At 73.3% G+C, this 26,932-nt stretch carries 28 protein-coding genes; 10 read left to right on the top strand and 18 right to left on the bottom strand.

The features are described 5' to 3' along the window. Window positions 1–5 precede the first annotated feature (5 nt). Both FS793_RS05435 and mca read right to left on the bottom strand, forming a co-directional pair. Window positions 6–302 (bottom strand): hypothetical protein, encoded by a 297-nt coding sequence (locus FS793_RS05435; protein WP_144719290.1) that lies wholly within the window; start codon window positions 300–302, stop codon window positions 6–8. A gap of 5 nt (window positions 303–307) precedes the next feature. Next, the gene (gene mca / locus FS793_RS05440; protein WP_186329342.1) at window positions 308–1,165 is read right to left on the bottom strand and encodes a mycothiol conjugate amidase Mca; all 858 of its coding nucleotides are present in this window, start codon (window positions 1,163–1,165) and stop codon (window positions 308–310) included. Between the two features lie 64 nt (window positions 1,166–1,229). Between mca and FS793_RS05445 the strand changes: the two genes are divergently transcribed. Both FS793_RS05445 and greA read left to right on the top strand, forming a co-directional pair. Then, a complete protein-coding gene (locus tag FS793_RS05445; protein WP_186329343.1) occupies window positions 1,230–1,622 on the top strand; it encodes a DUF4307 domain-containing protein in 393 nt (130 codons plus the stop codon). A gap of 55 nt (window positions 1,623–1,677) precedes the next feature. Then, window positions 1,678–2,169, top strand: coding sequence for a transcription elongation factor GreA (greA, locus tag FS793_RS05450; protein ID WP_144719294.1), 492 nt, complete (start codon window positions 1,678–1,680; stop codon window positions 2,167–2,169). A 72-nt stretch (window positions 2,170–2,241) separates the two neighbouring features. On the opposite strand, the gene ilvA is transcribed toward greA, so the two are convergent. Further along, complete coding sequence (gene ilvA, locus FS793_RS05455) at window positions 2,242–3,489, bottom strand: threonine ammonia-lyase (protein ID WP_144719296.1); 1,248 nt, start codon at window positions 3,487–3,489, stop codon at window positions 2,242–2,244. Further along, window positions 3,486–4,655 carry an AI-2E family transporter gene (locus FS793_RS05460; RefSeq protein WP_260980033.1) on the bottom strand — a complete coding sequence of 390 codons (1,170 nt, stop codon included), beginning with the start codon at window positions 4,653–4,655 and terminating at the stop codon, window positions 3,486–3,488. Before FS793_RS05460 ends, ilvA begins: the two co-directional genes overlap by 4 nt. A 153-nt stretch (window positions 4,656–4,808) precedes the next feature. Between FS793_RS05460 and FS793_RS05465 the strand changes: the two genes are divergently transcribed. Further along, window positions 4,809–6,029, top strand: coding sequence for a winged helix-turn-helix domain-containing protein (locus FS793_RS05465; protein WP_144719298.1), 1,221 nt, complete (start codon window positions 4,809–4,811; stop codon window positions 6,027–6,029). Here the strand turns inward: FS793_RS05465 and FS793_RS05470 are convergent. From FS793_RS05470 to FS793_RS05480, 3 genes are read right to left on the bottom strand one after another with little or no spacing between them, the layout of a single operon-like run. Further along, window positions 6,026–6,394, bottom strand: coding sequence for a hypothetical protein (locus tag FS793_RS05470; protein WP_144719300.1), 369 nt, complete (start codon window positions 6,392–6,394; stop codon window positions 6,026–6,028). The two genes, FS793_RS05465 and FS793_RS05470, sit on opposite strands and share 4 nt — an antisense overlap. 24 nt (window positions 6,395–6,418) lie before the next feature. Further along, on the bottom strand, window positions 6,419–7,714 hold the full coding sequence (locus FS793_RS05475) for a D-arabinono-1,4-lactone oxidase (RefSeq protein ID WP_260980034.1): 1,296 nt from the start codon (window positions 7,712–7,714) through the stop codon (window positions 6,419–6,421). Between the two features lie 7 nt (window positions 7,715–7,721). Further along, on the bottom strand, window positions 7,722–8,867 hold the full coding sequence (locus FS793_RS05480; protein WP_144719790.1) for an alanine racemase: 1,146 nt from the start codon (window positions 8,865–8,867) through the stop codon (window positions 7,722–7,724). 159 nt (window positions 8,868–9,026) lie between these two features. Between FS793_RS05480 and FS793_RS05485 the strand changes: the two genes are divergently transcribed. The 4 genes from FS793_RS05485 to FS793_RS05500 all read left to right on the top strand — a co-directional run bounded on the left by FS793_RS05485 (window position 9,027) and on the right by FS793_RS05500 (window position 13,137). Further along, window positions 9,027–9,905: an alpha/beta fold hydrolase gene (locus tag FS793_RS05485; protein WP_144719302.1), complete on the top strand. Its 879-nt coding sequence runs from the start codon at window positions 9,027–9,029 to the stop codon at window positions 9,903–9,905. After that, window positions 9,905–10,495, top strand: coding sequence for a TetR/AcrR family transcriptional regulator (locus tag FS793_RS05490; RefSeq protein ID WP_144719304.1), 591 nt, complete (start codon window positions 9,905–9,907; stop codon window positions 10,493–10,495). Before FS793_RS05485 ends, FS793_RS05490 begins: the two co-directional genes overlap by 1 nt. Before the next feature lie 205 nt (window positions 10,496–10,700). Continuing rightward, window positions 10,701–12,110 carry an MFS transporter gene (locus tag FS793_RS05495; protein ID WP_260980035.1) on the top strand — a complete coding sequence of 470 codons (1,410 nt, stop codon included), beginning with the start codon at window positions 10,701–10,703 and terminating at the stop codon, window positions 12,108–12,110. Window positions 12,111–12,186: 76 nt separating this feature from the next. Further along, window positions 12,187–13,137, top strand: coding sequence for an alpha/beta hydrolase family protein (locus tag FS793_RS05500; RefSeq protein ID WP_144719308.1), 951 nt, complete (start codon window positions 12,187–12,189; stop codon window positions 13,135–13,137). Window positions 13,138–13,200: 63 nt separating this feature from the next. On the opposite strand, the gene FS793_RS05505 is transcribed toward FS793_RS05500, so the two are convergent. From FS793_RS05505 to FS793_RS05525, 5 genes are all read right to left on the bottom strand, one after another. Next, on the bottom strand, window positions 13,201–14,637 hold the full coding sequence (locus tag FS793_RS05505; RefSeq protein WP_440130443.1) for an NAD(P)/FAD-dependent oxidoreductase: 1,437 nt from the start codon (window positions 14,635–14,637) through the stop codon (window positions 13,201–13,203). A gap of 70 nt (window positions 14,638–14,707) precedes the next feature. Beyond that, a complete protein-coding gene (locus FS793_RS05510) occupies window positions 14,708–15,202 on the bottom strand; it encodes a DUF501 domain-containing protein (protein ID WP_144719791.1) in 495 nt (164 codons plus the stop codon). A gap of 64 nt (window positions 15,203–15,266) precedes the next feature. Next, the gene (locus tag FS793_RS05515; RefSeq protein ID WP_144719312.1) at window positions 15,267–15,815 is read right to left on the bottom strand and encodes an FtsB family cell division protein; all 549 of its coding nucleotides are present in this window, start codon (window positions 15,813–15,815) and stop codon (window positions 15,267–15,269) included. Window positions 15,816–15,834: 19 nt separating this feature from the next. Then, window positions 15,835–17,115, bottom strand: coding sequence for a phosphopyruvate hydratase (gene eno / locus FS793_RS05520; protein WP_144719314.1), 1,281 nt, complete (start codon window positions 17,113–17,115; stop codon window positions 15,835–15,837). Window positions 17,116–17,190: 75 nt separating this feature from the next. Continuing rightward, on the bottom strand, window positions 17,191–18,438 hold the full coding sequence (locus FS793_RS05525) for a histidine--tRNA ligase (RefSeq protein ID WP_144719316.1): 1,248 nt from the start codon (window positions 18,436–18,438) through the stop codon (window positions 17,191–17,193). A 75-nt stretch (window positions 18,439–18,513) separates the two neighbouring features. On the opposite strand from FS793_RS05525, the gene FS793_RS05530 reads away from it, so the two are divergent. Continuing rightward, window positions 18,514–19,266 carry a Pr6Pr family membrane protein gene (locus tag FS793_RS05530; protein WP_144719318.1) on the top strand — a complete coding sequence of 251 codons (753 nt, stop codon included), beginning with the start codon at window positions 18,514–18,516 and terminating at the stop codon, window positions 19,264–19,266. On the opposite strand, the gene FS793_RS05535 is transcribed toward FS793_RS05530, so the two are convergent. Next, window positions 19,221–20,171, bottom strand: a complete 951-nt coding sequence (locus FS793_RS05535) for a GTP-binding protein (protein WP_144719320.1) — start codon at window positions 20,169–20,171, stop codon at window positions 19,221–19,223. The genes FS793_RS05530 and FS793_RS05535 overlap by 46 nt on opposite strands. 59 nt (window positions 20,172–20,230) lie before the next feature. Here FS793_RS05535 and ykgO point away from each other — a divergent pair, with 59 nt between their 5' ends. Together ykgO and FS793_RS05545 are read left to right on the top strand one after the other, a co-directional pair. Beyond that, the gene (gene ykgO / locus FS793_RS05540) at window positions 20,231–20,353 is read left to right on the top strand and encodes a type B 50S ribosomal protein L36 (RefSeq protein WP_144719322.1); all 123 of its coding nucleotides are present in this window, start codon (window positions 20,231–20,233) and stop codon (window positions 20,351–20,353) included. A 58-nt stretch (window positions 20,354–20,411) separates the two neighbouring features. Next, window positions 20,412–21,116: a Pr6Pr family membrane protein gene (locus FS793_RS05545; protein ID WP_144719323.1), complete on the top strand. Its 705-nt coding sequence runs from the start codon at window positions 20,412–20,414 to the stop codon at window positions 21,114–21,116. Window positions 21,117–21,202: 86 nt separating this feature from the next. Here the strand turns inward: FS793_RS05545 and FS793_RS05550 are convergent, their stop codons facing one another. The 5 genes from FS793_RS05550 to FS793_RS16565 form a co-directional block, all read right to left on the bottom strand. Continuing rightward, a complete protein-coding gene (locus tag FS793_RS05550) occupies window positions 21,203–21,580 on the bottom strand; it encodes a hypothetical protein (RefSeq protein WP_144719325.1) in 378 nt (125 codons plus the stop codon). Between the two features lie 65 nt (window positions 21,581–21,645). Further along, on the bottom strand, window positions 21,646–22,092 hold the full coding sequence (locus FS793_RS05555; RefSeq protein WP_144719327.1) for a hypothetical protein: 447 nt from the start codon (window positions 22,090–22,092) through the stop codon (window positions 21,646–21,648). Then, window positions 22,089–22,808 (bottom strand): MazG family protein, encoded by a 720-nt coding sequence (locus FS793_RS05560; protein ID WP_144719329.1) that lies wholly within the window; start codon window positions 22,806–22,808, stop codon window positions 22,089–22,091. Before FS793_RS05560 ends, FS793_RS05555 begins: the two co-directional genes overlap by 4 nt. A gap of 1 nt (window position 22,809) precedes the next feature. After that, window positions 22,810–26,394 carry a transcription-repair coupling factor gene (mfd, locus tag FS793_RS05565; protein ID WP_440130444.1) on the bottom strand — a complete coding sequence of 1,195 codons (3,585 nt, stop codon included), beginning with the start codon at window positions 26,392–26,394 and terminating at the stop codon, window positions 22,810–22,812. Then, a complete protein-coding gene (locus FS793_RS16565; protein ID WP_260980036.1) occupies window positions 26,391–26,888 on the bottom strand; it encodes a hypothetical protein in 498 nt (165 codons plus the stop codon). Before FS793_RS16565 ends, mfd begins: the two co-directional genes overlap by 4 nt. Window positions 26,889–26,932 lie beyond the last annotated feature (44 nt).

Genomic DNA, 26,932 nt, shown 5'->3' on the forward strand with positions numbered 1-26,932 from the left:
GACGCTCAGCGCCGCTGGTCGCCCGGCTCGGCCGTGGGCGTCGCGGCACCGCCCGCCGTGTCGGTCGCGGTCGGCTCCGCGGCGGCATCCACGGGCGTGCCGTCGGCCGCAGCCGTCTGCTCCGCGGCGATCTCGGCACGCACCTCCTCGCGGTACTTGAGGCGGCGCACGCGGCGGTTCATGTCGAAGAGCAGGAAGCAGACCGCGATCGCGACGACGGCCGTGGCCGCGAAGCCGATGACGCCCGGCGTCACCGACTCGGGGTCGTACGCGGGGGCGCTCTGCGCGAGCATGGCGAGCATCGGGGTCACTCCTCGTCGATCCCTGCGAACAGGTCGGTCTCGGGCAGCTGCTCACCGACGCTCGAGCGCACGAGCTCGAAGTCCTCGGTGGGCCACGCACGGCGGACCACGTCGTGCGGCCAGAAGAAGTAGGGCGTGTCGGGCGCGACCTGGCTCGCGTGCGCGCGCAGCGCGGCATCGCGGGCGTCGAGGTGGTCGCTGACGTCGACGCGCGTGGTGATGCGCGGCGTGCGCCCCTTCATCCACTCCGCCATCTCGCGGATGCCCTCGATGCGGTCGGAGTGCGGGTCGTGCAGCTCGTAGTCGGCGAGGAAGGCCGAGACCTTGTCGGACGACGACATGCGGTCGTAGTAGACCTTGGACACCGACCACGGCGCGCCGAGCTCGGGATCCTCGTCGCGCGCGGCGTGCTCGACGGCCCACATCGTGATCTCGTGGCAGCGGATGTGGTCGGGGTGCGGGTAGCCGCCGCGCTCGTCGTACGTCACGACGACCTGCGGTCGGAGACGACGGATGACGCGCGCGAGCACGCGGCCCGAGACCTCGATCGGGATCGTCGCGAACGACAGCGGCCGCACGGGCTCGCCCTCGTCGGGCAGGCCCGAGTCGAGGTAGCCGAGCCAGAGGTGGTCGACCCCGAGCGCCTCCTGCGCGCGACGCATCTCGACGCGGCGCAGACCCGCCATGTCGCGCGCGGCATGCACGGTGTCGACGAAGGACTCGTTGAGGATGTCGCCCGACTCGCCGCCGGTGCAGCTGACGACCGTGACCTGCGCGCCCTCGGCGACGTACCTCGCGACGGTGCCCGCGCCCTTGCTCGACTCGTCGTCGGGATGCGCGTGCACGCTCAGCAGGCGGCGCATGGCTCCTCCGGTCGCAAGTAGGCTGGTCTTCGGGACCCTTCGATCCTCCCACGGAACCGCCGACATGACCGACCTCGCCGCCCGCTACGGACGCACGCCCGAGCGGCGGCGGCGTGACCGGATCATCGGCATCTCGGTCGCCGCGGGCATCGTCGTCGTCATGCTCGCGTGGGTGATCTGGGGCGGCCTCGCCGACCCGCGCGGCACGATCGACACGCAGGACACCGGCTCGACGCGCATCGACGAGCGCTCGATCCAGATCGACTTCACCGTCACGGTGGAGCCAGGCACGCCCGTGCGCTGCGCCGTGAACGCCTTCGATCGCCACCACTCGACGGTGGGCTGGGTCGAGCTCGACGTCGAGCCGTCGGAGCAGTGGACGACGCCCCAGAGCGTGGTCGTGCGCACGGCCGACGAGGCCATCGGCGGATTGGTCTACCGCTGCTGGCTGCGCTAGGCTCGCGGGCACTGCCGGTCCGCTCGGGCCGGCTTCCCGCATATCAGGAGACCTCATGCCCGACACGACGGAGACCTGGCTCACGCAGGAGGCGTACGACCGCCTCCAGGCCGAGCTCGACAACCTGACGGGGCCCGTGCGCGTCGAGATCGCGAAGCGCATCGAGGAGGCTCGCGACGAGGGCGACCTCAAGGAGAACGGCGGCTACCACGCCGCCAAGGACGACCAGGCGCAGATCGAGGCGCGCATCGCGCAGGTCACGCACCTGCTGCGCACGGCCAAGGTCGGCGAGGCGCCCGCAGCCAACGGCGTCGTCGAGCCCGGCACCGTCGTGAAGGCGACGATCGCGGGCGCGAAGCAGACGTTCCTCGTGGGCAACCGCGAGATCCACGAGACCGGCGACGACCTCGACGTGTACTCGGAGTCGAGCCCCATCGGCGCGGCCGTGCTCGGCCTCAAGATCGGCGAGTCGACGACCTACACGGCGCCGAGCGGCAAGGAGATCGCCGTCGAGATCCTCGACGTCGAGACGTACCGCAGCGCCTGACGCCGACCGGCAGCGCACGCAGCAGCACGAAGGGCCGCCCGCATCGCGGGCGGCCCTTCGTCGATCTGCGGGTCAGACCTCGTGCGGCTCGTAGCCGGCGCGACGCAGCGCCTCGAGCAGTCGCTGCGCGTGGTCGGGGCCGCGCGTCGTGACCGACAGCTCGATCGCGACGGCGTTGATCTGCGTCCACTCGTTGTGCCGCGTGTGCAGCACCTCGACGACGTTCGCCTGCTCGTCGGACAGGATCTGCGCGATGATCGCGAGCTGCCCGGGACGGTCGGGCAGGTCCATGCGGATGCGCAGGTAGCGCTGCGACGCGACGAGGCCGCGGCCGATGACGCGCTCGAGCACCATGGGGTCGACGTTGCCGCCCGAGAGGATCGCGACGGTCGATCCCGCATCCCGCACGGCACCCGTCATGATCGCGGCGGTCGTCACGGCACCGGCGGGCTCGGCGACGAGCTTCGCGCGCTCGAGCAGGGCGATGATGGCGCGGGCGATGTCGTCGTCGGTGACCGTCACCACCTCGTCGACGCAGGCGCGGATGATCTCGAACGGCAGCTCGCCGGGGCGGGCGACGGCGATGCCGTCGGCGATCGTGGGGAACGTCTGGATCGTCGTGGGAGCGCCGGCCTCGAGCGAGGGCGGGTAGGCGGCTGCGGCGCTCGCCTGCACGCCGACGATGCGGATCTCACGGCCGAGCTCCGCGGCGCGCTGCTTCGCGGCCGACGCGACGCCGGCCGCGAGGCCACCGCCGCCGATCGGCACGAGGATCGTCTCGACGTCGGGCTGCTCGTCGAGGATCTCGAGGCCGACCGTGCCCTGGCCGGCGATGATGTCGTGGTGGTCGTACGGGGGCACGAACGTCGCGCCGGTCTCGGCGACGTGCGCGATGGCCGCCTGCAGCGCCGTCTGGAAGTCGAGGCCGCGCAGCTCGATGCGTGCGCCGTAGTCGCGCGTCGCCTGCACCTTCGGCAGCGCGGCGCCCATGGGCATGAAGATGGTGGACTGGATGCCCAGCTGCGACGCGGCGAACGCGACGCCCTGCGCATGGTTGCCCGCCGATGCGGCGACGACGCCGCGCTCGCGCTGCTCGGCGGTGAGCTTCGAGAGCATGTTGTAGGCGCCGCGGAGCTTGTAGGCGCCGGTGCGCTGCAGGTTCTCGCACTTGAGGTGCACGGTCGAGCCGAGCATCCCCGACAGGTGCCGCGAGAGCTCGACGGGCGTGCGCTGGATCACCGCTGCGACCGTGCGCTGGGCCTCGCGGAACTCCGCGAGCGTGGGGCCGGGGATCGTGCCCAGGGCGTCGAGCGAGGTCATGCGACCGGGACCTCCGTGAGCCCGTCCGGGCGAGGATTCGTGCGCCACGAGCCCGTGGCGACGGTCTTGATCGCCACGTTCAGGAACGCGACGACCGGCACGGCGAACAGCGCGCCGGGGATGCCGGCGACGATCGAGCCGCCGGCGACGGCGAGCACGACGGCCAGCGGATGCACCTTCACGGCCGTGCCCATGATGAACGGCTGCAGCACGTGCCCCTCGATCTGCTGCACGAGCAGCACGATGCCGAGCATGATGATCGCCGGGATGGGGCCGAGCGCGATGAGCGCGACGAGCACGGCGATCGCGCCGGTCGTCACGGCGCCGACGACCGGGATGAACGAGCCGAGGAAGACGAGCACGGCGATGGGCACGACGAGCGGCATGCCGCCGTAGAAGAGGCCGAGGATGAAGGCGCCGAGGCCGATGCCGATCGCGTCGATCGCGGCGACGACGAGCTGCACCCGCACGAAGTTGCCGAGCGTCACCCAGCCGGCGCGGCCGCTGCCGTCGACGGCGGGGCGGGCTCGGCGCGGGAAGATGCCGACGATCCAGCGCCAGATGCGGGCGCCGTCGAAGAGCAGGAAGATCGTGGCGAAGATCGTGAGCAGCAGGCCGACGACGAGATGGCCGAGCGACGAGCCGACCGACAGGGCGCCCGACAGGATCTGCTGCGTGTCCTGCTGGATCGCCTGCACGAGCGTGTCGGTGTACCGCGAGATGTCGGCCTCGGTGAGGTGCAGCGGCGACTCGAGCAGGAACTGTCGCAGACCGTCGTACGAGTCGATCGCGCGCCGCTGCAGGTCGGGGTAGCCGTCGCGGATCTGTGCGACGGCGAGCCAGAACAGCGCGGTGACGGCCGACAGCAGCAGCACGATGGCGACCGCGACGGCGAGGCCGCGCGGCCAGCGGCGGCGCTGCAGCCACTCGACGAGCGGGATCGTGAGCGCCGTGAGCAGCGCGGCCACCATGAGCGGGATGACGATGATGCGCAGCTGGGCGACGAGGAAGAAGACCGCAGCGAGCGCGCCGGCGACGACGAGCAGCCGCCACGACCACGCGCCGGCGATGCGCAGCGCGGGCGGCACGGCCTCGGCGACCTCGCGCGAGTCGGCGACCGGGCGCGGCTCGGCGACCCGTCGATCGCGCCCGCCGAACAGCCTCATGGCCCACGAGCCTAGCGACGCGCGTGCCCTGTTCGGCACATGCGTCCGCTGTGCGCGCGCGATGGGGACGCGCCGCGGTTCCTCGCGGCGTGTGCCGATCGTCGCCCGACCTCGCGCGCATGCGCGTCGGAGGGTCGCCGTAGGGTCGGATGCATGGCTCGAGCACGGCTGTCGGCGGCGGAGGCACGGCGGATCGCATTCGCGGCCCAGGGCTTCGGCGCTCCCCCACCGGTCGTCGGCACGCGACAGCTCTCGGGCGCGTTCGCGCGCCTCGGGCTGCTGCAGCTCGACACCGTCAACGTCTTCGAGCGCAGCCACTACCTGCCGATGCTCGCGCGCCTCGGTGCCTACGACCGCGCGCTGCTCGATCGGCTCGTGACGCACGACCGCCGACCACGCGTGCTCGGGCGCACGACGGAGCTGTGGGCGCACGAGGCGGCGATCGTGCCGGTCGACGACGTGCCGCTGCTGCGCTTCCGCGCCGACCGGTTCCGCGCGAAGCACGCGGCATGGTTCGACGCGCACGCGACGCTCGTCGCCGAGCTGCACGCCATCATCCGCGACCGCGGCCCGTCGACCGTCGGCGAGCTCGAGCATCCGGCGAACGTGCGTGGCACCGGCGGCTGGTGGGACCGCGGCGACGCGTACCACGCGGTGCACGCGATGTTCCGCGCCGGCGAGCTCGTCGTGCTGGGCCGCAGGCGATTCGAGCGCGTGTACGACGTCGCCGAGCGCGCGCTGCCCGCGTCGCTGCAGCACGTCGTGCCCGAGGAGGAGGCGACGGTCGAGCTCGTGCGGCGAGCCGCGGTCGCGCTCGGCGTCGGCACGGTCGACGACCTGCGCGACTACCATCGGCTCGCCTACCTCGCCGATGCGAGGCGCGCGATCGAGTCCCTCGTCGACGCCGGGGAGCTGCTGCCCGTGACGGTCGACGGATGGGGTGCGCCCGCCTACCTGCACACGGCCCAGCGCATCCCGCGCAGCATGGATGCGACTGCGCTGCTGTCGCCGTTCGACCCCATCGCATGGCATCGCCCGCGCGCGCTGCGCATGTTCGACTTCCACTACCGGATCTCGATCTACACGCCGCCCGAGGAGCGCGAGCACGGCTACTACGTGCTGCCGGTCGTCGTGGGCGACGAGATCGTGGGCCGCATGGACCTCAAGAGCGATCGGCGCGCGGGCGTGCTGCGCGTGCAGCACGCGCACGTGGAGCCGGCGTTCGCGGATCGCGCGGGCGAGCTCGCGGCACGGATCGCGCCGCGCGTGCACGAGGCGGCCGCGTGGCAGGGGCTCGACGCCGTCGCCGTGACGGGGCCGGGCACGTGGGCCGCCGACGTGCGCACGGCGCTGACGGCGAGCCCGTCGGGCTAGAAGGCGATGCGCGGCGGCTCGGCGGTGCCGCCGCCCGCCTCCTCGTACTCGGGCGCGGGGATGCGCCCGGCGTAGAGCGACGTCGGGAAGCGCTTGCGCAGTGCCTCCCCCTCGCGCGTCGCCGCATTGACGGCGCGGCGCTCCTCCTGCACCCAGTCGTTCGACTCGGCGACGTCGGCGGCATCGCCTGCGGCCTTCGACTCCTCCACGGCCGCGCGCGCCGTCGCGAGGCGCGCGCGTGCGTCGACGATCGTGTCCCGCGCCTTCGAGACCCGTCGCACGGCCACCACCTGCCAGACGACGATGGCGAGCACGATGACGGCGACGGCTGCGACGATGGCGAGCACGATGGGGTCGAGCGGCATGGCTCCCACGCTACCGGCGTCGCGTCAGCCGATCGTGCGGCGCAGGTACGGGTTGTCGAACGTGCGATCGGGGTCGAGTCGATCGCGGACGGCGCGGAAGTCCGCGAGCGTCGGCAGCCGCGGCTCGAGGTCGGCGGCGGTCTGCGTGTGCAGCTTGCCCCAGTGCGGGCGGCCGTCGTGGTCGAGCATGATGCGCTCGACCTCGGCGAAGTGCGCGCGCGGATCCTCCCGCCAGTAGCGATGCACGGCCACGTAGCCCGTCTCGCGGCCGTGCGCCGTCGACAGCAGGGCGTCGTCGGCGGCGACGGCGCGCACCTCGACGGGGAAGGTGATGCGCCAGCCACGACGCTCGACGAGGGCGCGCATCGCGCGGAAGGCGCTCGGCACGGCATCGAGCGGCATGCCGTACTCCATCTCGCGGAATCGCACGCGGCGGGGCGCGACGAAGACGCGGTCGGAGCGGTCGCGCACCTCGGGTCCGGCGAACTGCGTCGATGCCGCGCGGGCGATGCTCGGTGCGAGCGCGGGCACCGCCGACGCGGCGCCGCACAGGGCAGCCCACGCACCGTTGGCGAGCAGCTCCCGCTCGGCGAGCCGACGGATGCGGCCGGGCCCGATGGGTGGGGCGTCGGCGGGCCCGCGCGTGCGCGTCATGGTGATGGCGGCGTCGGTGCCGTGGAACCAGTACCACTCGACGTGGTCGGCGCCGCCCGCCCGCTCGCGCCAGGCATCCAGCACCGCATCCAGCGGCTCGACGCGCTCGACCGCGTGGAGCGTGAACGCGGGGGCGCACCGCAGCGTGACGTCGACGAGCACGCCGAGCGCGCCGACGCCGAGCCGCACGGCGGGCAGCAGGTCGGGATGCTCGGTCGCGCTCACGCGCAGCACGTCGCCCGTGCCCGTCACGAGCGTCGCAGCCGTGATGGTCGAGCCGATGGAGCCGAACGCGAGGCCCGTGCCGTGCGTGCCCGTCGCCACCGCACCGGCGATCGTCTGGCGGTCGATGTCGCCCATCGACTCGAGCGCGAGGCCGTGCGGCGCGAGCAGGTCGCCCACCGCGTGCAGCGGCGTGCCGGCTGCGAACGTCGCCTCGCGCGTCGTCGCATCGATCGCGAGGAGCCCCGTGAGGCTCGCGAGGTCGAGCTGGATGCCCGGCGCGACCGCGACGGCCGAGAACGAGTGGCCGGCGCCGACGGCCTTCACGCGCTCGCCGCGCTCGTGCGCCGAGCGCACGATGCCGGCGATCTCGTCGGCGTCGGCCGGCGCGAGCACGGCCGTGGGCGTCGCACGCTGCGACCGGCCCCAGTTGCGCCACGTCACGCGAGCCTCACCGGAACGTGCGGTCCTCGCCGCGATACGTGGGCACGGCGTCGACGACGGCGCCGCGCTCGACGACGTGCAGCGCATCCACGTGCTCGGCCACCTCACCGGCCTTCGCGTGCCGCAGCCACACGCGGTCCCCCACCCGCAGGTCGCGCGCGGCAGCGCCCTGCACGGGCGTCTGCACCTCGCCGAAGCCCTCGCGGGCGAGCGTCCGCAGACCCTCGGGCCACGCGATCGTCGGCTGCCGGTCGACGCCGACGGGGCCGGATGCGATCCAGCCGCCCGACTGCAGCGTGGCGACGTCGGCGGTCGGGCGCCGCACGACGGGCAGCGCGAATGCGAGCGCGGGCGCGGGCTGGAAGCCGCGGTAGCCGTCGAAGAGGCCCGGGCCGAACAGCCCGGATCCGGCGGCGACCTCGGTGACGGCGGGCTCGGCGCTCGTGCGCTCGAGCGAGCCCGTGCCGCCGCCGTTCACGAACTCGAGGGCTGCGACGGCGCGCACGCGTGCGACGGCGTCGGCTCGGCGCTCGGCGAGCTCGGCGGCGGACGCACGCTGCATCGCCCGCACGAGCCGACTGCCCGCATCCCCCACGCCGGCGATCTGACCCTCGTAGGCCATGAGCCCGACGAGGTCGAAGCCCGGCCGGTCGACGACGACGCGGGCGAGCGCCTCGAGATCGGCGGCGGCGTGCACGGGCGAGCGGCGGGGTCCGACGTGGCCGAGCGGGCCGCGCCACGACGCATCGAGCTCGATCGCGACGCGGATCGTCGCCCGTGCGCTCGGCGACGCGACGGCGTCGACGAGGTCGAGCTGCGCGGGGTCGTCGACCATGATCGTGACGCGCTGCGCGAGCGCCTCGGATGCGGCGAGCGTAACGATCGCCGCACGATCGACGCTCGGGTAGCCCACGACGACGTCGTCGCACGTCTGGGCGAGCCACAGCGCCTCGGGCAGGGTGTAGGCCAGGATGCCGTGCCACCCCGGCTGCGCGAGCACGGCGTCGAGCACGGCTCGGCAGCGCACCGACTTCGACGCGACGCGGATGGGCACGCCGGATGCGCGGCGCACGAGGTCGGCCGCGTTTGCGGCGAGCGCCGGCAGCGACAGGGCGGCGAGCGGGGCGTCGAGCTCGCGCGTCGCTGCGTCCATCGAGGGCCAGTGCGCGGCGGCGTCGAAGGACGATGCGGAGGCGAGGTCGAGCACGCTGCGACCCTACGCCCGCACTCGCGTGCGCTCCCTGGCGCGTCGCGTGCCCGCGCTGCCATCGTAGTGACCGACGATGCGACCTTGGTCACTACAGGAGGATCCATGCCGACCCGACGCCGGATCGCCCTGCCGCACGGCTGGGTGTCGGCCCTCGAGTGGCTGCCCGATGGCGAGCCGCGCACCACGGTCGTGCTGCTGCACGGGGCCGGCTACGACAACGCCACGCTCTCGTGGGCGCAGACGGGCGCCGCGCTCGCTGCGGCCGGATGCCGCGTCGTCGCACCCGAGCTCCCGGGCTTCGGCGCGAGCCCGCCCTCCGACCTCGACGGCTCGCTCGCGAGCCTCGTCCGTCACACGGCCGACGTCGTGGAGGCGCTCGACCTCGACGAGCACGTCGTCGGCGGCCTGTCGCTCGGCGGCGGCATCGCGCTCGGCTACGCGCTCGAGCGGCCCGCGGGTCTGCGCGGCGTCATGGCGCTCGGCAGCTACGGCATCATGCCGCGGCTGCGCACCGGCCCGCTCGCGCTGCCCACCCAGCTGCTCATGTGGGCCATGACGCGCACCGGCCCGATCGACGGGCTGTTCCGCTGGTACGCGCGCGATGAGCGCCGCATGCGGCGCAGCATCGCGCAGATCGTGCGCACGCCCGCGAACGTCACCGACGCGCTCGTCGCCGACGCGGTCGCCGAGGGGGTGCAGGGCACGAGCCTGCGCATCACCTCGGCGTTCCAGCGCTCCGAGGTGCTCCCGACGCGGCAGCGCACCGACCACACCCCGCTGCTCGCGAGCCTCGCCGTGCCCGCGCTGCTCGTGCACGGCACCCACGACGTCGGCGTCGCCGTCGAGCACGCCCGCACGGCGGCCGCGCGCATCCCCGACGCGACGCTGCTGGTCGTCGACGACGGCGGGCACTGGATCCAGCGGGATCGACCCGACCTCGTGCATCCCGCGATGCTCGCGTTCGTCGAGCGAGTCGCCTGATGCCCCGCCCGCGCATCCCCGACCGGCGCGAGCGCATCCTCGACGCCGCCGAGCGCGCCATCCTCGAGCGAGGGTTCGACGCGGTCTCCGTCGCGTCGATCGCCGAGGACGTCGGCATCGCGAAGGGCGCCATCTACCGGGAGGTCGCGGGCAAGGATGCGCTGCTCGACGCGCTCCTCGAGCGCGGCATGCAGCGCATGCGACAGGCGAGCGCCGCGCGGCTCGGCGACGCTCCGCCGAGCCTCGCCGCCGCCTATCGCGTGGGCGCCGAGGTGCTGCTCGGCGACGCGCTCATGTCCGCCGCGTTCCTCGACGACGCGGACGTGCTCGGCGCGCGGCTCGCGCGGGTGCGCGACGGCCGCTACCGGGCGCGGATGGACGCCGTCGCCGCCTGGATCCGAGACCTGCAGGCATCGGGGCGCATGACGGCCACGATCGACCCCGACGACCTCGCGCTCGCCCTGTCGAGCACGACGCTCGGCCTGCTCTCCGCGGCGCGTCATCTCGGACCGCTCGGCCCCGAGCGGCTGCACGGCGCGCTCGCAGCGGTCGAGGCGATGGTCGCGGGCCTCGAGGCCGCCGACGGCTGAGCCCCTGTACTCCTCGACGCGCGTTCGGTCAACGCCCGCGACGGCATCCTCGCCCGACGGGTAGGAACGTCTGCGGACGCCGCTGCTCGGCGACGCCCGCCGAGTGGACGGGGAGACGATGTCGTCGACGACTGCGAAGCCGAAGGAGCACCGATCGCTGGTGCCGGCCAGGATGGACCGGCTGCCATGGTCGCGATTCCATTGGATGATCGTGGTCGGCCTCGGGTTCTCATGGATCCTCGACGGCCTCGAGGTGCAGATCGTCGCCGCGAACGGCTACGCGCAGACGCTCGGCATGGATGCGGCGCAGGTCGGCCTCGCGGGCACCTTCTACCTGCTGGGACAGGTGTTCGGCGCGCTCTTCTTCGGCAGGCTCGCCGACCGACTCGGCCGCAAGAACCTCTTCCTCGTCTCGCTGGCCGTCTACCTGCTGGGCTCCGCGATCGCCGGGCTCTCGTTCGCGCCGTGGTTCTTCTACCTGTGGCGCTTCGTGGCGGGCGCCGGCATCGGCGGCGAGTACGCGGCCATCAACTCGGCGATCGACGAGATCATCCCGGCGAGGTACCGCGGTCGCGTCGACATCGCCATCAACGGCACGTACTGGGGCGGTGCGGCGCTCGGCGCCGTCGCGTCGTCGCTCTTCCTCAACACGGAGTACTTCGACCAGGACCTCGGCTGGCGCCTGTCGTTCTTCATCGGCCCCCTGCTGGGCCTCGCGCTCATCTACCTGCGCCGCCACATCCCCGAGAGCCCGCGCTGGCAGATGACCCACGGGCGCGAGGAGGAGGCCGAGCGCGGCGTCGACGACATCGAGGAGCGCATCCGCGCCGAGGGCAAGGAGATCCCGCCCGTCGACGAGTCGAAGGCCATCACGGTGCGCGAGATCGGGCGCGTGCCCTTCCTGACGATCGCGAAGGTGCTGTTCCGCGAGTATCCGAGGCGCACCTTCGTGGGCGTGACGATGATGGTGACGCAGTCGTTCCTCTACAACGCGATCTTCTTCACGTACGCGCTCGTGCTCGAGAACTTCTACGACACCCCGCCCGCGACCGCGTCGCAGTACTTCATCGCCTTCGCGGTCGGCAACCTCACCGGCGCGCTCGTGCTCGGTCGGCTCTTCGACACCTGGGGGCGTCGGCGGATGCTGTTCGGCACGTACGTGCTCGCGGGCCTGATCCTGCTCGTGTCGGCGTTCCTGTTCCGCGCGGGCACGCTCGATGCGACGACGCACACGATCCTCTGGTGCGCCTCGTTCTTCTTCGCGTCGGCCGGGGCATCCGCCGCCTACCTCACGGTGTCGGAGATCTTCCCGCTCGAGCTGCGCAGCCAGGTCATCTCGTACGTGTTCTCGATCGGCCAGCTCGTCGGCGCCGCCGCGCCCGCGCTGTACGGCGCGCTCATCGGCGACGGCACCGATCGCGAGCCGCTGTTCTGGGGCTACGTGCTGGGGTCGTGCGTCATGATCGCCGGCGGCGTGATCTGCGGCATCTTCGGCGTCAGCGCGGCGGGCAGATCGCTCGAGGACGTCACGTCGCCGTTGTCGCTCGTGCAGCAGGCGGAGGGCGGCGTCACGCCCGACGAGGTCGCGCCCGGCTCGGGCGGCGGCCGCGGCTGACGGGTGCGCATCGCGCCGGGGGACGGTGCCGACCGGCCGCTGGGAGCGGGCAGGCGGTGCTGATAGCGTCCCTATCATGCTCGCCAGCGCGAGCGTCGTCGACGACGCCCAGGAGGTCCACACGGTCGTACCCACCGAGATGGGCGACCTGCACGGGATCCTGCGCGTGCCCGATGGCACGCCGCTGCCCGGGCTCGTGCTCGTGGACGGCTCGGGCGACGGCGATCGCAACGCGTGGGGTGGGCGGCCGATCTGGCTCGCCGACGCCGGCGCCGTCGTGCTGCGACACGACAAGCCCGGCTGCGGCGGCTCCCCCGGCGACTGGATGGCGCAGACCCTCCACGATCGCGCTCGCGAGACGCTCGACGCCGTGCGCACGCTGCGCGGCCGCCCCGCGACCGCCAACCAGCCCGTCGGGCTCTACGGCGTGAGCCAGGGCGGTTGGGTCGCGATGCTCGCCGCCATGCTGGAGCCGTCGGCGGTCGACTTCGTCATCGTGCAGTCCACGCCTGCGACGACGCCCGCCGCGCAGGAGCGGGACCGGCTCGAGCGCGCGCTGCGACGCGAGGGGTTCGAGGGGCATCGCCTCGAGACCGCGATGGCGTGGGTCGACGAGCGCGCTCGGCTCGTCACGAGCGACGTGCCGATCGCCGACGTCCTCGCGGTGCAGCGGACCCACGCGCGCGAGCCCTGGTACGCGGCGACCCTCCACCCCTACGACGACGCGCCGTCGCTGCGGTTCCTGCGCGGCATGCTCGACTTCGATCCGGCCGACGTGCTGCCGTACGTGCGCTGCCCGATGCTCGTGCTGCTCGGCGCCGCCGACCCGATCATCCCGGTGCGCGCGAGCATCGAGGGCTACTCCCGGCTGCTGCCGCCGAACGCGAGCTCCGGCGCCGCCGTGCTGCCGGACGCCGACCACGGCCTGTTCGTGGCCGAGCCGATCGAGGGCGTCGACCGCCGGGCGCAGCTCGCGCCCGGCTACCTGCCGATCGTCGCCTCGTTCCTCGCCGAGCAGCGGCGCTGAGCGGACGCGGCACGACGAAGGGCCGGCACCATCACGGTGCCGGCCCTCGTCGTCAGGAGCGGATCAGGCCTTCGACTCGGCCTTCTCGTCGGCGGCCTCGGCCGCGACCTTCTGCTCGCCGGCGGTGGCGGGCTCGGCGACCGGAGCCGCCTTCGGCGCCTCGACCGCGTCGGCCGCGGGCTTCGGTCGCGAGGCGAACTCCTCGAAGACCTCGCGCGGCGTCTCGCGCATCGCGAGCTGCACGTCGTCGCGACCGAGGACGAAGCCGCCCATCCAGTCGCCGAAGACGCGCAGCTTGCGCTCCCACATCGGCATCGCGAGACCGTGGTAGCCGCGGTGCGCCATCCAGGCGAGCGGACCGGTGAAGCCGATCTTGCCCTTCTGGAACGCGCCCTGGCCGAGGCCGAGGCCCGCGACCGCGCCGAGGTTCGCGTGGATGTACTCGCGCGGCGCCTCGTCGCGCAGCGACGCGGCGACGTTCTTCGCGAGCAGCTTGCCCTGGCGCACGGCGTGCTGCGCGTTGGGCACGCAGAAGCCGCCGGGGCCGGGGGTCTTCGAGACGTCGGGCACGGCCGAGACGTCGCCTGCCGTCCAGGCGTTCGGCACGACCTCGTCGCCGTCGACGACCTGCAGACGCGTGTTCGCCGAGACGCGACCGCGCTCGTCGAGCGGCAGGCCCGTCTTGCGCACCATCGGGTTGGCCATGACGCCCGCCGTCCAGATGATGAGGTCGGACTCGAACGTGTCGCCCGTCGAGAGCTCGATGACGCCGTCGACGGCCGACTTCAGCTGCGTGTCGAGGTGCACGTGCGCGTCGCGCGCCTCGAGCTGCGCGATGACCTTCTTCGCCGTCTCGAGGCTGACCTCGGGCATGATGCGGCCCATCGCCTCGATGAGGTGGAAGTGGATGTCGTCCATGACGATCGACGGGTACAGCTCGACGAGGCTCGTCGCGAGCGAGCGCAGCTCGGCGAAGACCTCGATGCCGGCGAAGCCGCCACCGACGACCGTGACGGTCAGCAGGCGGGTGCGCTCGGCGCCCTCGGGCAGCACGGACGCGCGGGCGAAGTTCGCGATGAGGCGGTCGCGCACGGCGGCGGCCTCCTCGATCGTCTTCATGCCGATCGCGACGTCGGCGACGCCGGGGATCGGGAAGGTGCGCGAGACGGCGCCGGCGGTGAGCACGAGCTCGTCGTACTCGAGGTCGAAGGGCTCGCCGTCCTCGGGCGAGACCGTCGCGGTCTTCGCCGTGTGGTCGATCGCGGTGACGCGGGCCGTGATGACGGCGCTGCGCTTGAGGTGCTTGCGCAGCGAGACCACTGCGTGGCGGGCCTCGATGCTGCCGGCCGCGACCTCGGGGAGGAAGGGCTGGTACGTCATGTACGGCAGCGGGTCGACGACGGTCACCTCGGCCTCGCCGCGGCCGAGGATCTTCTCGAGGCCGAGCGCGGTGTAGAAGCCGGCGTAGCCACCGCCGACGATGAGGATGCGAGTGGTCACGATGAATGGGCTCTCTGCTCGTGTGGGGTGTGCGACAGCACCTTCGATGGTACCCCCGCTCGGATGCGGGTCAGGACCCGCCCTCTACCGCATCCGCCTCGGGCGTCGCCGTGGGCCGGCTGCACGTGCAGGTCTCGGGCTGCCAGTCGCTCATCGCGAGCGCGGCGTCGCCGATGGGGTTCACGCCCGGACCCGCAGCGAGGCTGTGGGCGAGGAGCGCGTGGAGGCACTTGACGCGCGTGGGCATGCCGCCGGCGCTGATGCCCTCGATCTCGGGCACGTCGCCGTGCTCGGCGCGCTCGGCGAGGAACGCCTCGTGCGCCCGCTGGTAGGCGGCGGCGACCTCGGGGTCGGCGAGCCGCTCCTGCAGCTCGACCATGGCGCCGCCCGCCTCGAGGCGCGACATCGCGATCGTCGCGTCGGGATGCGTCAGGTAGTGGAACGTGGGGAACGGCGTGCCGTTCGCGAGTCGCGGCTTCGTGACGACGACCGCGGGCTGCCCGCATCCGCAGCGCGCGGAGACGCCGACGACGTCGCGCACGGGCCTGCCGAGCTGCTCGGTCATCGCCTGGATGTCGGCCTCGGTGGCGTGCTCGATCACTGGGTGCTCCAAGAGGGGGGTGCGCCGATCAGCGCGCGTCGAGCGGCGCGCCCGACGAGAGGTCGTCGGCGTCGGCGTCGGTGAGGCCCGCGAGCACGACCGACGCGATGCCCGCCTGCACCCAGTCGCCCTGGGACTCGACGAGGTCGGTCGTGAACGCCGGCGCCTGCTCGACGGACTCGGCGGGGCCGCGGTCGTCGATGACGACGTAGGCGGTCTCGCCCGGGTAGACGTAGAAGAGGCGGTCGCGCGCCTGCGCCTCGATGTACGCGGGGTCGTCCCACTGCGCGACCTGGTCGCCCAGGTCGTCGACCGACTCCTGCTGGTCGGCGACCTGCTGCTGCAGGTCGGCGATCGTCTGCCGCTGCTCGAGCAGCAGGCCGATCGACGGCGCGAGCGTGAAGGCGCCGACGACGACGAGGCTCGCGACGACGAGCAGCGTCCACGACACGCGCAGGCGCCCGACCTGCGCATCCGACGTGCGACGCGGCTCGGCGCCGCGGCGCTCGGCGCGAGCCCTCGCCGTGGAGGCGAGGGCTCGTCCGAGGCCGCGGATGCCGCCGGGCCGGTCGTCCATGGGGATCAGGCTACGAGCCTCAGCCCTGGAAGCGCGGGAACGCCGCGGCGCCGGCGTAGACGGCGGCCTCGGCGAGGTCCTCCTCGATGCGCAGCAGCTGGTTGTACTTCGCGACGCGGTCGGAGCGCGCGGGGGCGCCCGTCTTGATCTGGCCGACGTTGAGGGCCACGGCGATGTCGGCGATCGTCGTGTCCTCGGTCTCACCCGAGCGGTGCGACAGCACCGACTTGTAGCCGGCTGCCGTCGCGATGCGCACGGCGTCGAACGTCTCGGTGAGGGTGCCGATCTGGTTGACCTTCACGAGCAGCGCGTTGGCCGCACCCTTCGCGATGCCGTCGGCGAGGCGCTCGGGGTTCGTGACGAACAGGTCGTCGCCGACGAGCTGCACCTTGTCGCCGAGCAGCTCGGTGATCTTCGTCCAGCCGTCCCAGTCGGACTCGTCGAGCGGGTCCTCGATCGTGATGAGCGGGAACGACGCGACGAGGTCGGCGTAGTACTCGGCCATCTCGGCGCTCGTGCGCGACTGACCCTCGAACTGGTACGCGCCATCCTCGTAGAACTCGCTCGCGGCGACGTCGAGGCCCAGGGCGATGTCGGTGCCGGGCGTGAAGCCGGCCTGCTCGATCGCACGCACGAGCAGCTCGAGCGCCGCGCGGTTCGTGGGCAGGTCGGGGGCGAAGCCGCCCTCGTCGCCGAGGCCCGTCGACAGGCCCTCCTCGTTGAGGATCTTCTTGAGCGTGTGGTAGGTCTCCGTGCCCCAGCGCAGCGCCTCGCGGTACGTGGGCGCACCGATCGGCAGGATCATGAACTCCTGGATGTCGACGCCGGTGTCGGCGTGCGCGCCACCGTTGATGACGTTCATCATCGGCACGGGCAGCACGTGGCCGTTGGGGCCGCCGAGGTAGCGGAAGAGCGGCAGCGCTGCCGAGTCGGCGGCGGCCTTCGCGACGGCGAGCGAGACGCCGAGGATGGCGTTCGCGCCGAGGCGCGACTTGTTGTCGGTGCCGTCGAGCTCGATGAGCGTCTGGTCGACGATGCGCTGGTCGTCGGCCGCGAGGCCCTCGATGGCGTCGGCGATCTCGCCGTTCACCGCGGCGACGGCCTGCTCGACGCCCTTGCCGAGGTAGCGATCCTTGTCGCCGTCGCGCAGCTCGTACGCCTCGAAGGCGCCCGTGGATGCGCCGGAGGGCACGGCGGCGCGGCCGACGGCGCCGTCGGAGAGCAGCACCTCGACCTCGACGGTCGGGTTGCCGCGCGAGTCGAGGATCTCGCGGGCGAGCAGTGCGTCGATGGATGCCACGTGGGACTCCTTGCTTGGGGTGGTGGTGTCTCTCTCGCGGGTCGTGCGCCAGCCTGCGCGTGACCCGATGAGAGCCTACGTCGTCGGGTCTGCGGGGCGCAGCGGCTGCACGTCGAGCGCGCTCGCGGGGTCGGCGTCGGCGCGCAGCGTCAGCACGTGCGTCGCGCCGGAGGCGGCGAGCGCGTCGAGCACGCGCGCCACGTTCTTCGTGCGCCTCGCGACGCGCACGGCACGTCCGGAGGCGACGATGCGCCGCTTGGCGGCGACGAGCTGCGCGGGCGTGACGTCGCGGTCGTGCAGGATGCCCACGACCTCCGCATCCGCGTCGGCCGACAGGTCGACGAGGTCGATGAGTCGCTCGAAGCCGAACGAGATGCCCGCGGCGGGCACGTCGGTGCCGAGGAAGCGGCCCACCATGCCGTCGTAGCGGCCGCCGCCGCCGATCGAGTACGGCACGGCCGGGTGCGCGATCTCCATGATGACGCCCGTGTAGTAGCCCATGCCGCGCACGAGCGACGGGTCGAGCTCCAGTCGCACGCCGACGTCGGCCGGGTCGACGGCCAGCAGCGTGCGCACGGCCTCGGTCGCCTCGTCGGGCAGCAGCGACCAGTCCCCCGCCGCCACGGCGTCGATCTGCGCCAGCACGGCGGCGCCGTCGATGCCGTGTCCGTCGAGCTCGCCCGCGACGCCGTCACGGCCGATCTTGTCGAGCTTGTCGATCGTGATGAGCGCGCCGTCGCGGGCATCGTCGGCCACGCCGGCCGCCTCGAGCATCGCGTGCAGGATGCGGCGGTCGTTCACGCGCACGAACGCGTCGGCGAGGCCGAGGCGCTGCAGCGCGTCGCCCGTCGCGGCGACGAGCTCGAGCTCGGCCTGGATGCCGGGCTCGCCCACGATGTCGATGTCGCACTGCACGAACTGGCGGTAGCGACCGGCCTGCGGGCGCTCCGCGCGCCACACGGGCGCGATCTGGATCGAGCGGAAGACCGTGGGCAGCTCGGCGCGGTTCGTCGCGTAGTAGCGGGCGAGCGGCACCGTGAGGTCGAAGCGCAGGCCGAGGTCGTTCAGGTCCGCCGGGCTGTCGGCGCTGCGCAGGTCGTCGACCGTGAGGCCGCGGCGCTGGATGCCGAACGCGAGCTTCTCGTTGTCGCCCCCGAGGCCCGCGTGCAGGCGCTCCGCGAGCTCGACGACGGGCGTCTCGATCTCCTCGAACCCGTGGTCGGCGAACGCGCCCCGGATGACGTCGGCGACGTGCGCACGGCGACGCTGCTCGGCGGGGAGCATGTCGCGCATGCCGCGGGGAGGGTTCACCTGGGATGCCACGTGCTCCATCCTCTCGCATCCCGCAACCGGGGCCGCGCGTCAGCGAGGCGTCCGCGTCCTTGCCAGGATGGTGGGGTGGCATCCCGCCTTCGCAGACCGCTCCTGCGCGACCACGGCGTCGCGTCGCAGCTGCTGCGACTCACGATCGTCGGCATGGTCGTGGCGGCGGAGGCACGACGCGTGGGCGTGCTGCTCGACCTCGGCGCGTCGCTCATCGTGCACTTCTCGTACTTCACGACGCAGGCGAGCGTGCTCTCGGGCGTCGTCGCCATCTGGCTCGTGGCGCAGCCCGCGACGCATCGGCCCGCGTGGTTCGACTGGCTGCGCGCTGCGGTGACGACGTGGGTGCTGCTCGCGGGCGTGACGTACGTGACGGTGCTCGAGCCCGGGTCGTTCCTGAATCCCGCCGAGCCGTTCCAGAGCCTCGTGCAGCATCAGCTCGTGCCGCTCGCGATGGTGCTCGACTGGGCGCTGACCCCCGGCCGCACGCGCACGCGGCGTCGCCGCGCCTGGACGTGGCTCATCTACCCCGCCGTGTACGCCGTCGTCGCGGTCATCGTGGCGCAGCAGATCGGCGCGTGGCTCTACCCGTTCCTCAACCCCGTCGCGGCCGACGGCTGGTTCGGCGTCGCCGTGCAGACCACGGGCGTGCTCGGCATCCTCATGGCGCTCGTCGTGCTCGTGGCGCTGCTCGGGCCCGCCGGCTCGGGGCCGGCGACGCGGCTGCGCACCCGGGATGCCGGCCCGGCCGTGCCGCCGGAGGATCAGGCGGCCGAGGCGGCTCAGCCGGTCTCGGCCGGCGTCCATGCCGGCAGCGGATCGGCGTAGCGGACCCACGCATCCGGGCCCGCGGCCAGCTCGTCGTCGGTGAGCGCGGCCGCCGCGAGCGTCGTCGCGATCGCCGCGTGGTCGAGGTCGACGCCGATGATCGCGAGATCCTGCCCGACCGCGAGCGGATCGTCGGGGTCGGTCTCGAGCGCATGCAGCGCGAACGAGCCGGCCGCGTGATCCCACCAGCCGGTGCGCCCCGGCCTGGTCGCGAGCGCCACGAAGCCCGCCGAGCGCACGACGACCCCGTGCCGCCCGCTGCCGAGCGCCTCGAGCGCCGCGACCAGGCGTGCGGGATGCAGCGGGCGCACGTGCTCGAAGCGCATGGCGGTGACGCGCGGGTCGGTCATGTGCGGGTCGTGGTCGCCGTTCAGCACGCACGTCCAGCCCGGGTGGTCGTGCACGGCGCGGATGCGTCGCCCTGCCGGCGGGTCGACGACGCCGCGATCGAGGCGCAGCCGCGCCTTCGGTGCGACGTGGGCGACGAGCGCCATGAGGGCGCTGAGGGTGGGGGTGTCGACCGGATGCCAGCCGACGATGGTCGCGACGGTCGACTGCTCGAGCTGCTCGATCAGCCGCTGCGCGCGGCCGCAGCCGCACGGCGGCGCGCCGTCGAGCCCGAGGAGGCGCAGCAGCGTCGCCGCGTCGACGACGCACTCGATCGCGCCCGGCTGCCCGGCGTCGGCGAGCATCCCCACGACGTGCATGGGCTGCACGTCTGCCGGCACCTCGACGACGACGCCCGTGCCGGTCTCGAGCGCCTCGGCGATGCCGTCGACGGCCGCGTGGGCGATGGCGCCGGCCGGGACGAGGGGGGCGCTCGTGGCGGCGGCGAGGCGCGTGGCGTGGCGCGCGCGCACGTCGTCGCTCACACCGAGGACCATCACGGCGACGTCGGGATGCATGTCGACTCCATCTGCTTTACTGAGAACCGTTCTCATCATGTCACGGAATCGGAGGCACCATGAAGGTCCGCGCATCGCTGAAGTCGCTCGCGAGGCAGCCAGGCGCGCAGGTCGTGCGCCGGCGGGGCAAGGTCTTCGTCATCAACAGGCGCAACCCGCGCATGAAGGGCCGGCAGGGATAGGCGACACTCGGGGTGCGCGTGACAGGGGGTGCCATGCCGCGCGTGCCACGATGAGCGCATGACGCCGACGTCGCGAGGACTCACCGATCGCTCGACGCTCGTCGTCGCGCTCCGCACCGTCGTGCTGCTCGCCGGCATCTCGGCCGAGGCCTGGAACCTCGTGACCGTCGCCGGCGAGGGCGACCGCATCAGCGAGCACCTCGGCTACTTCACGGTGCAGTCGAACGTGCTCGTGCTCGGCGTCGTCGTCTGGATGCTGCTGCGTCCCGACGGCCGGCCGCGTTGGTTCGACGCGCTGCGCGGCGCGACGACCGCGTACATCGTGCTCACGGGGCTCGTGTGGGCCGTGCTGCTCGCGTCGCCCGAGGAGGCGCTCGGATTCACGGTCGAGTACCCGAGCTTCGTGCAGCACCGGCTCATCCCGGTGCTCATGGCCCTCGACTGGCTGCTCGTGCCCACCGCGCGACCGCTGCGAGTCGGTCGCTGCATCCCGGCATGGATGGCGTATCCGATCGCCTACCTCGCCATCTCCTGGGTGCGCGGCGGGCTGCTCGACGGCTGGATCCCCTACCCCTTCCTCGACCCCGCGGTGCACGGCGGCGTCGGCGGGCTCGTCGTGCCGACGGGCCAGGTGCTGCTCGCGTTCGTGGTGGGCATCGCGCTCGTCGCGATCGTCGGGCGAGCGCGATGGCGGCCGCGCGAGGGGCTCGAGCGGCCGGCGCCGCGCATCGGGTCGTCGAATCCGCACGCGAGCGGCACCTGAGGCGCCCACTGCAGCCGAGGCCCCGCTGACGTGCGGATTCGGCGCGGTCCGCACCGCGGCGCAGGGGATCGTGTCCCCGCGCCGGCTCAGTCCTCCGGCGTCGAGAGGTCGCGGTGCTCGGGCGCCTCGTGCGCGGGACGCGCCTCGCGGCGCCGTTCGTCGGCGCGGAGACGCGCATCCGCGCGCAGTCGCGACCAGTACGGCAGCTCGCGCACGTGCGGATCGGTCGCGCCCGCGACCCACGGCGTGCCGACGAGCGCGACCACGACGGCCACGACCGTGCCGACGAGCAGCACGAGCAGGGGCTCCGTCGCGAGCGCGTACACCGGCACCGCGCATGCCGCGGCGACGAGGATCCACACCATCGCGATCGCGGTGCTCGGCATGCGCGTGCGCCCGAGCAGCAGCAGGCCACCGAGCACGATCCCCGCGACGCCGGCGAGCAGCAGCTCCAGCCACACCATCCGCGCCCCACGATCCCCGAGCCGACGCCCGGTGCAGCGACCCTAGCGAGCGCGGCTGGGCACCGTCAGCGCGAGCCGACCGCCGCGAGCAGCACGAACGCCAGCGCGAGCAGGTGGCAGGCCATGGGGCGCCACGAGTGCAGCCACCGTGCGACGCGCGTCTCGGGCAGCCCCGCGAGGTCGACGCCCGCGAGGTTCCTGCCGATGAAGATCGGTCGCACCTGCATGAGCCGGCCCGCGCGCTCGCGCGTCTCGAGGTCCGGCGAGGTCGCTGCGGCGGCGATGCCCCGGCGGTACCACCACACGGTGCCGAACGTGAGGCCCAGCCACATCGCGATCCAGAGCAGCGCCGGCACGGCAAGCACCGTCGCAGGCGGCGTGTGCACCGATCCGGCGAGCACGGAGGCGACGATGAGCAGCGCGAGGAGCACGAGCACGCCGCACGTCGCGAGCCACACGACGAACGCCGCGTGCGCACGCGCCGTGAGCGCTCGCGCGCGTCGCGGCGTCATGCGCCGGCGGCGCCGCTCGCGTGGCGCCCCTGCGCGCGCAGCGCCGCGTCGCGCTCCTGCGCACGCAGGGCCGTGTCGCGCTCGCGCACCGCGAGCCGCAGCGCCCGCTCGGCGTCGAGCCCGTGCGCACCGGCCTGCTCGACGAGCGCGAGCAGCGCCGCGCCGAGCTCCGCCTCGGTCGCCGGCGCCGACGCGTCGGGCTCGGGCGGCGTCACGAGCCCGCCCTTGCGGGCGCGCTGCAGCGTCTTCTGCGCGAGCGCCAGCGCCGGCAGGCCCGGCGGGATGCCGTCGAGCGCGCTCTCGCGCTGCGACTTCTCGACCCGCTTCAGGGCATCCCACGACGCCACGACGTCGTCGACGCCCGACACCTGCGCGTCGCCGAAGACGTGCGGATGGCGCGAGCGCATCTTCTCGGCCGTGTCGCGCGCGACGTCGGCGACGTCGAAGCCCTCCTCGACCGCGGCGATGTCGGCGTGGAACAGCACCTGGTAGAGCACGTCGCCGAGCTCCTCGCGGATGCCGGCGACGTCGCCCGTCTCGATGGCGTCGACGAGCTCGTACGCCTCCTCGACGAGGTAGGTCACGAGGCTCTCGTGCGTCTGCTCCGCATCCCACGGGCAGCCACCGGGCCTGCGCAGCCTGGCGACGACGTCGACGAGCTCGCCGAACGCGTCGCCGGAGCCGGGCACGGCATCCCTGGTCGCGTCGTCGACCACGTCAGCCCGCCTGGGCGGCGATCGGATGCCCGTCGGCGTCGAGCCGTGCGGGCTCGTCGGGCTTGGGCGGCGGGAAGAGCGCCGTGAGCAGCTGCGACACCCACGCGATGAGCTCGGCGTCGGGCAGCGGCTGTGCCTGCGTGCCCGCGAGGCGACCGCCGCCGGCCGTCGGCACCGGCACGAGCAGGGACCTCGCGGACGCGTTCCACTTGGCCGTCGGGTACATGCGACGCAGTCGCAGCTGCAGCGACTCCGGCAGGTCGGCCGGGCCGACGCGCAGGTTCGGGCCCACCGAGATGACCTCCGACAGCCGTGCCTGCATGGCCTGGCGGCGCAGTCGCGCCATGGCGAGCAGCGTCGTGACCTGCTGCGGCGGCGGACCGTAGCGGTCCTCCAGCTCGTCGGCGACGGTGTCGATCGCCGTGTCGGACGGCGACGACGCCGCGGCGGAGAGCTTCTGGTAGGCCTCGAGGCGCAGACGCTCGGCGTCGAGGTACGACTCGGGGATGACGGCGTCGACGGGCAGCTCGAGGCGCAGCTCGCGCGGTGCGTCCTCGGCGTCGCCGCGGAACGTCGACACCGCCTCCCCCACCATGCGCAGGTACAGGTCGAAGCCGACGCCCGCGATGTGGCCCGACTGCTCGCCGCCGAGCAGGTTGCCCGCACCGCGGATCTCGAGGTCCTTCATCGCCACCTGCATGCCGGCGCCGAGCTCGTTGTGCACCGCGATCGTCTCGAGGCGGTCGTGCGCGGTCTCCGACAGCGGCGTCTCGGCGTCGTAGAGGAAGTACGCGTACGCGCGCTCGCGACCGCGGCCCACGCGACCGCGCAGCTGATGCAGCTGGCTGAGGCCGTACCGCTCGGCACGGTCGACGATGAGGGTGTTGGCGTTGGGGATGTCGAGGCCGGTCTCGACGATCGTCGTCGACACGAGCACGTCGAAGCGCCGCTCCCAGAAGTCCACGATGACCTGCTCGAGCTGGTGCTCGTTCATCTTGCCGTGCGCGATCGCGATGCGCGCCTCGGGCACGAGCTCCGAGATGCGCGCAGCCGTGCGCGCGATCGACGAGACGCGATTGTGCACGAAGAAGACCTGACCCTCGCGCAGCAGCTCGCGGCGGATGGCCGCGGCGACCTGCTGGTCGGAGTGCGCACCGACGAACGTGAGGATGGGGTGGCGCGCCTCGGGGGCCGTGGCGAGCGTCGACATCTCGCGGATGCCCGTGACGGCCATCTCGAGCGTGCGCGGGATGGGCGTGGCGGACATCGACAGCACGTCGACGTTCGTCTTCATCTGCTTGAGCAGATCCTTGTGCTCGACGCCGAAGCGCTGCTCCTCGTCGATGATCACGAGCCCGAGGTCCTTGAACCGCACGTCGTCGGTGAGGATGCGGTGGGTGCCCACGACCATGTCGACGGTGCCGTCGATGAGGCCCTGCACGGTGGCCTTCGCCTCGGCGTTCGACTGGAAGCGGCTCAGGGCCGCCACCTGCACGGGGAAGCCCGCGAAGCGCGCCGTGAACGTCTCGTGGTGCTGGCGCACGAGCAGCGTCGTCGGCACGAGCATCGCCACCTGCTTGCCGTCCTGGATGGCCTTGAAGGCCGCACGCACGGCGACCTCGGTCTTGCCGAAGCCGACGTCGCCCGACAGCAGGCGATCCATGGGCACCTCGCGCTCCATGTCGCGCTTGACCTCGTCGATCGTCGTCAGCTGATCGGGGGTCTCGGCGTACGGGAAGGCATCCTCGAGCTCGTGCTGCCAGGGGGTGTCGGGTCCGAACGCGTGGCCCTTCGACGCCATGCGCGCCGCATAGAGCTTCACGAGCTCGACGGCGATGTCGCGCACGGCCTTGCGAGCCTTCGACTTCGCCGCCTGCCACTCGGAGCCGCCCATGCGCGACAGCTGCGGGCTCTCGCCGCCGACGTAGCGCGACAGCTGGTCGAGCTGGTCGGTGGGGATCGACAGGCGGTCGCCCGGCTGCCCGCGCTTCGAGGCCGCGTACTCGAGCACGAGGTACTCGCGCACGGTCTGCGTCGCGTTGCGGCCACCGGAGGAGACGGTGCGCTGGGTGAGCTCGATGAAGCGGCCGATGCCGTGCGTCTCGTGCACGACGAGGTCGCCGGGCTTCAGCTGCAGCGGGTCGACGACGGTGCCGCGTCGCGTGGCGAGGCGGCGCGGAGCGCGCGAGTCGACGCCGACGGCGCGGCCGAACAGCTCCGCCTCGCTCACGAGCGCGACGCGGCCCTGCTCGACGCGGAAGCCGTGCTCGACGTTCGCCCTCGCGACGTGCACGACGCCGGCCTCGAGCTCGGCGGGCAGGTCGTCGGCCTGGCGGGCCGCGACGCCGCGCTCCGCGAGCACGGAGGCGGCGCGCTCCCCCATGCCGTGTCCCGCGGCGGTCACGACGACGCGCCAGCCCTCCCGCGCGAGCGCGACGACGGCCTCGACCGCGGCATCCGCGCCCTGGCCGATGGGGTTCGGCAGGCTCGAGATGAGCTCGGCACCGTCGTCGGTCAGATCCGTGCCGAACGACGACAGCGCGTACCAGGGACCGTCGGCGGCCTCGCGCAGCTCGCCGAGCTCGAGGAAGCCGCCGGCGGCCAGGTCGACGGGCACCTGCGCACCGGCTGCGGCGGCCGACCAGGCCGCCTCGAGGAACTCGCGGTTCGTGTCGTCGAGGATCGCGACGCGGTCGCGCACGCGCTCAGGGCCGATGACCGCGACCGCGACGTCGGGCAGGTGGTGCGTGAGCGGCACGAGCTGCGGCAGCAGCAGCGGCGCGAGCGACTCCATGCCCTCGACGACGATGCCGTTCGCGATCCTCTCGAGCATCCCCTCCATCGCGGGCAGCTCGTGCTGCAGCCGCTCGGCGCGCGCTCGCACGTCGTCGGTGAGCAGCAGCTCGCGTGCAGGCGGCAGGTCGATGCGCGGCACGAGGTCGGGGTCGGAGCGCTGGTCGGCGACGCGGAACCACCGCAGCTGCTCGACCTCGTCGCCGAACAGGTCGACGCGGATCGGATGCTCCTCGGCGGGGCTGAACACGTCGAGGATGCCGCCGCGCACCGCGAACTCGCCGCGCCGCGTGACCATGTCGACCCGCTGGTAGGCGTGGGCGACGAGTGCGCGCGTGAGGTCGGAGAGGTCGACGCCGCGCTGGCCGGACTCGAGGGTGATCGCCTGCGTGTCGGCGAGGCCGACGGGCGTCGGCTGCAGCGCCGCACGGGCGGAGGCGACGACGATCGCGGGCGTGCCGGCCGGCCGCGTGCGCACGTCGTGCAGCGCGCGCCACCGCTGGCCCACCGTCTCGGGGCTCGGGCTCAGCCGCTCGTGCGGCAGCGTCTCCCACGCGGGGAAGCCCACGACGGTCGCGCCCGGCACCCACGCGCCGAGCTCGGCGACGAGCGCATCCGCCTCGCGCTTCGTCGACGTGACGACGAGCAGCGGGCGGTCGGTGGATGCGATGGCCGCGAGCAGCGGCGAGCGCATGCCCTCCGCGACCGTGAACGCACCACCGACGGCGATGCGACGACGCGCGTCGGCGAGCGCCGTCTCCTCGAGGACGGCGAGCAGCGGCGCGAGGCTCACTGCGTGTAGATCACGGCGCCCGAGGCGTCGGCGACGGAGAACGAGTACGACAGCGCGTTCGGGTCCCCGGGCGGCGGCGCCGCGACGTAGACCTGATTGAGCTCGCCGGGCACGTGCTCGAGGTGCGTCATCTCGAGCGGCGTGCCGTACCACGTGAGGGTCGTCGTGCCCTCGCCCGCCGGCCCCATGAAGACGACGTAGGGCTGCGTGGCGACGTCGCCGATGACGCACACCGTGCCGCCCGAGCCGAGGCAGACGCCGAGCGGCTGCGACGCGCCGGCCTGCTCGAGGATGACGTCGAGCGTGCTCGTCGTCTCGCTCACGTCGACCCATGCGCGCACGTCGTCGCCGATCGTGGCGCCGAGGTCGTAGCCGTTGGGCCCCGTGGGTCCGTCGTTCGCGTCGCCGCCCACGCAGCCGGCCAGCCCGACGACGAGCGCCGCTGCGGCTGCGGACGCGGCGATGCCGCGCACCGCACGCTGTCGAAGACGCATCCGATCCCCTCCCGGTCGACGCTCCATGCTAGTCGCGACCGCCA

Origin of the sequence: Agrococcus jejuensis (assembly GCF_007679035.1) — a bacterium.
Lineage (GTDB): Bacteria > Actinomycetota > Actinomycetes > Actinomycetales > Microbacteriaceae > Agrococcus > Agrococcus jejuensis_A.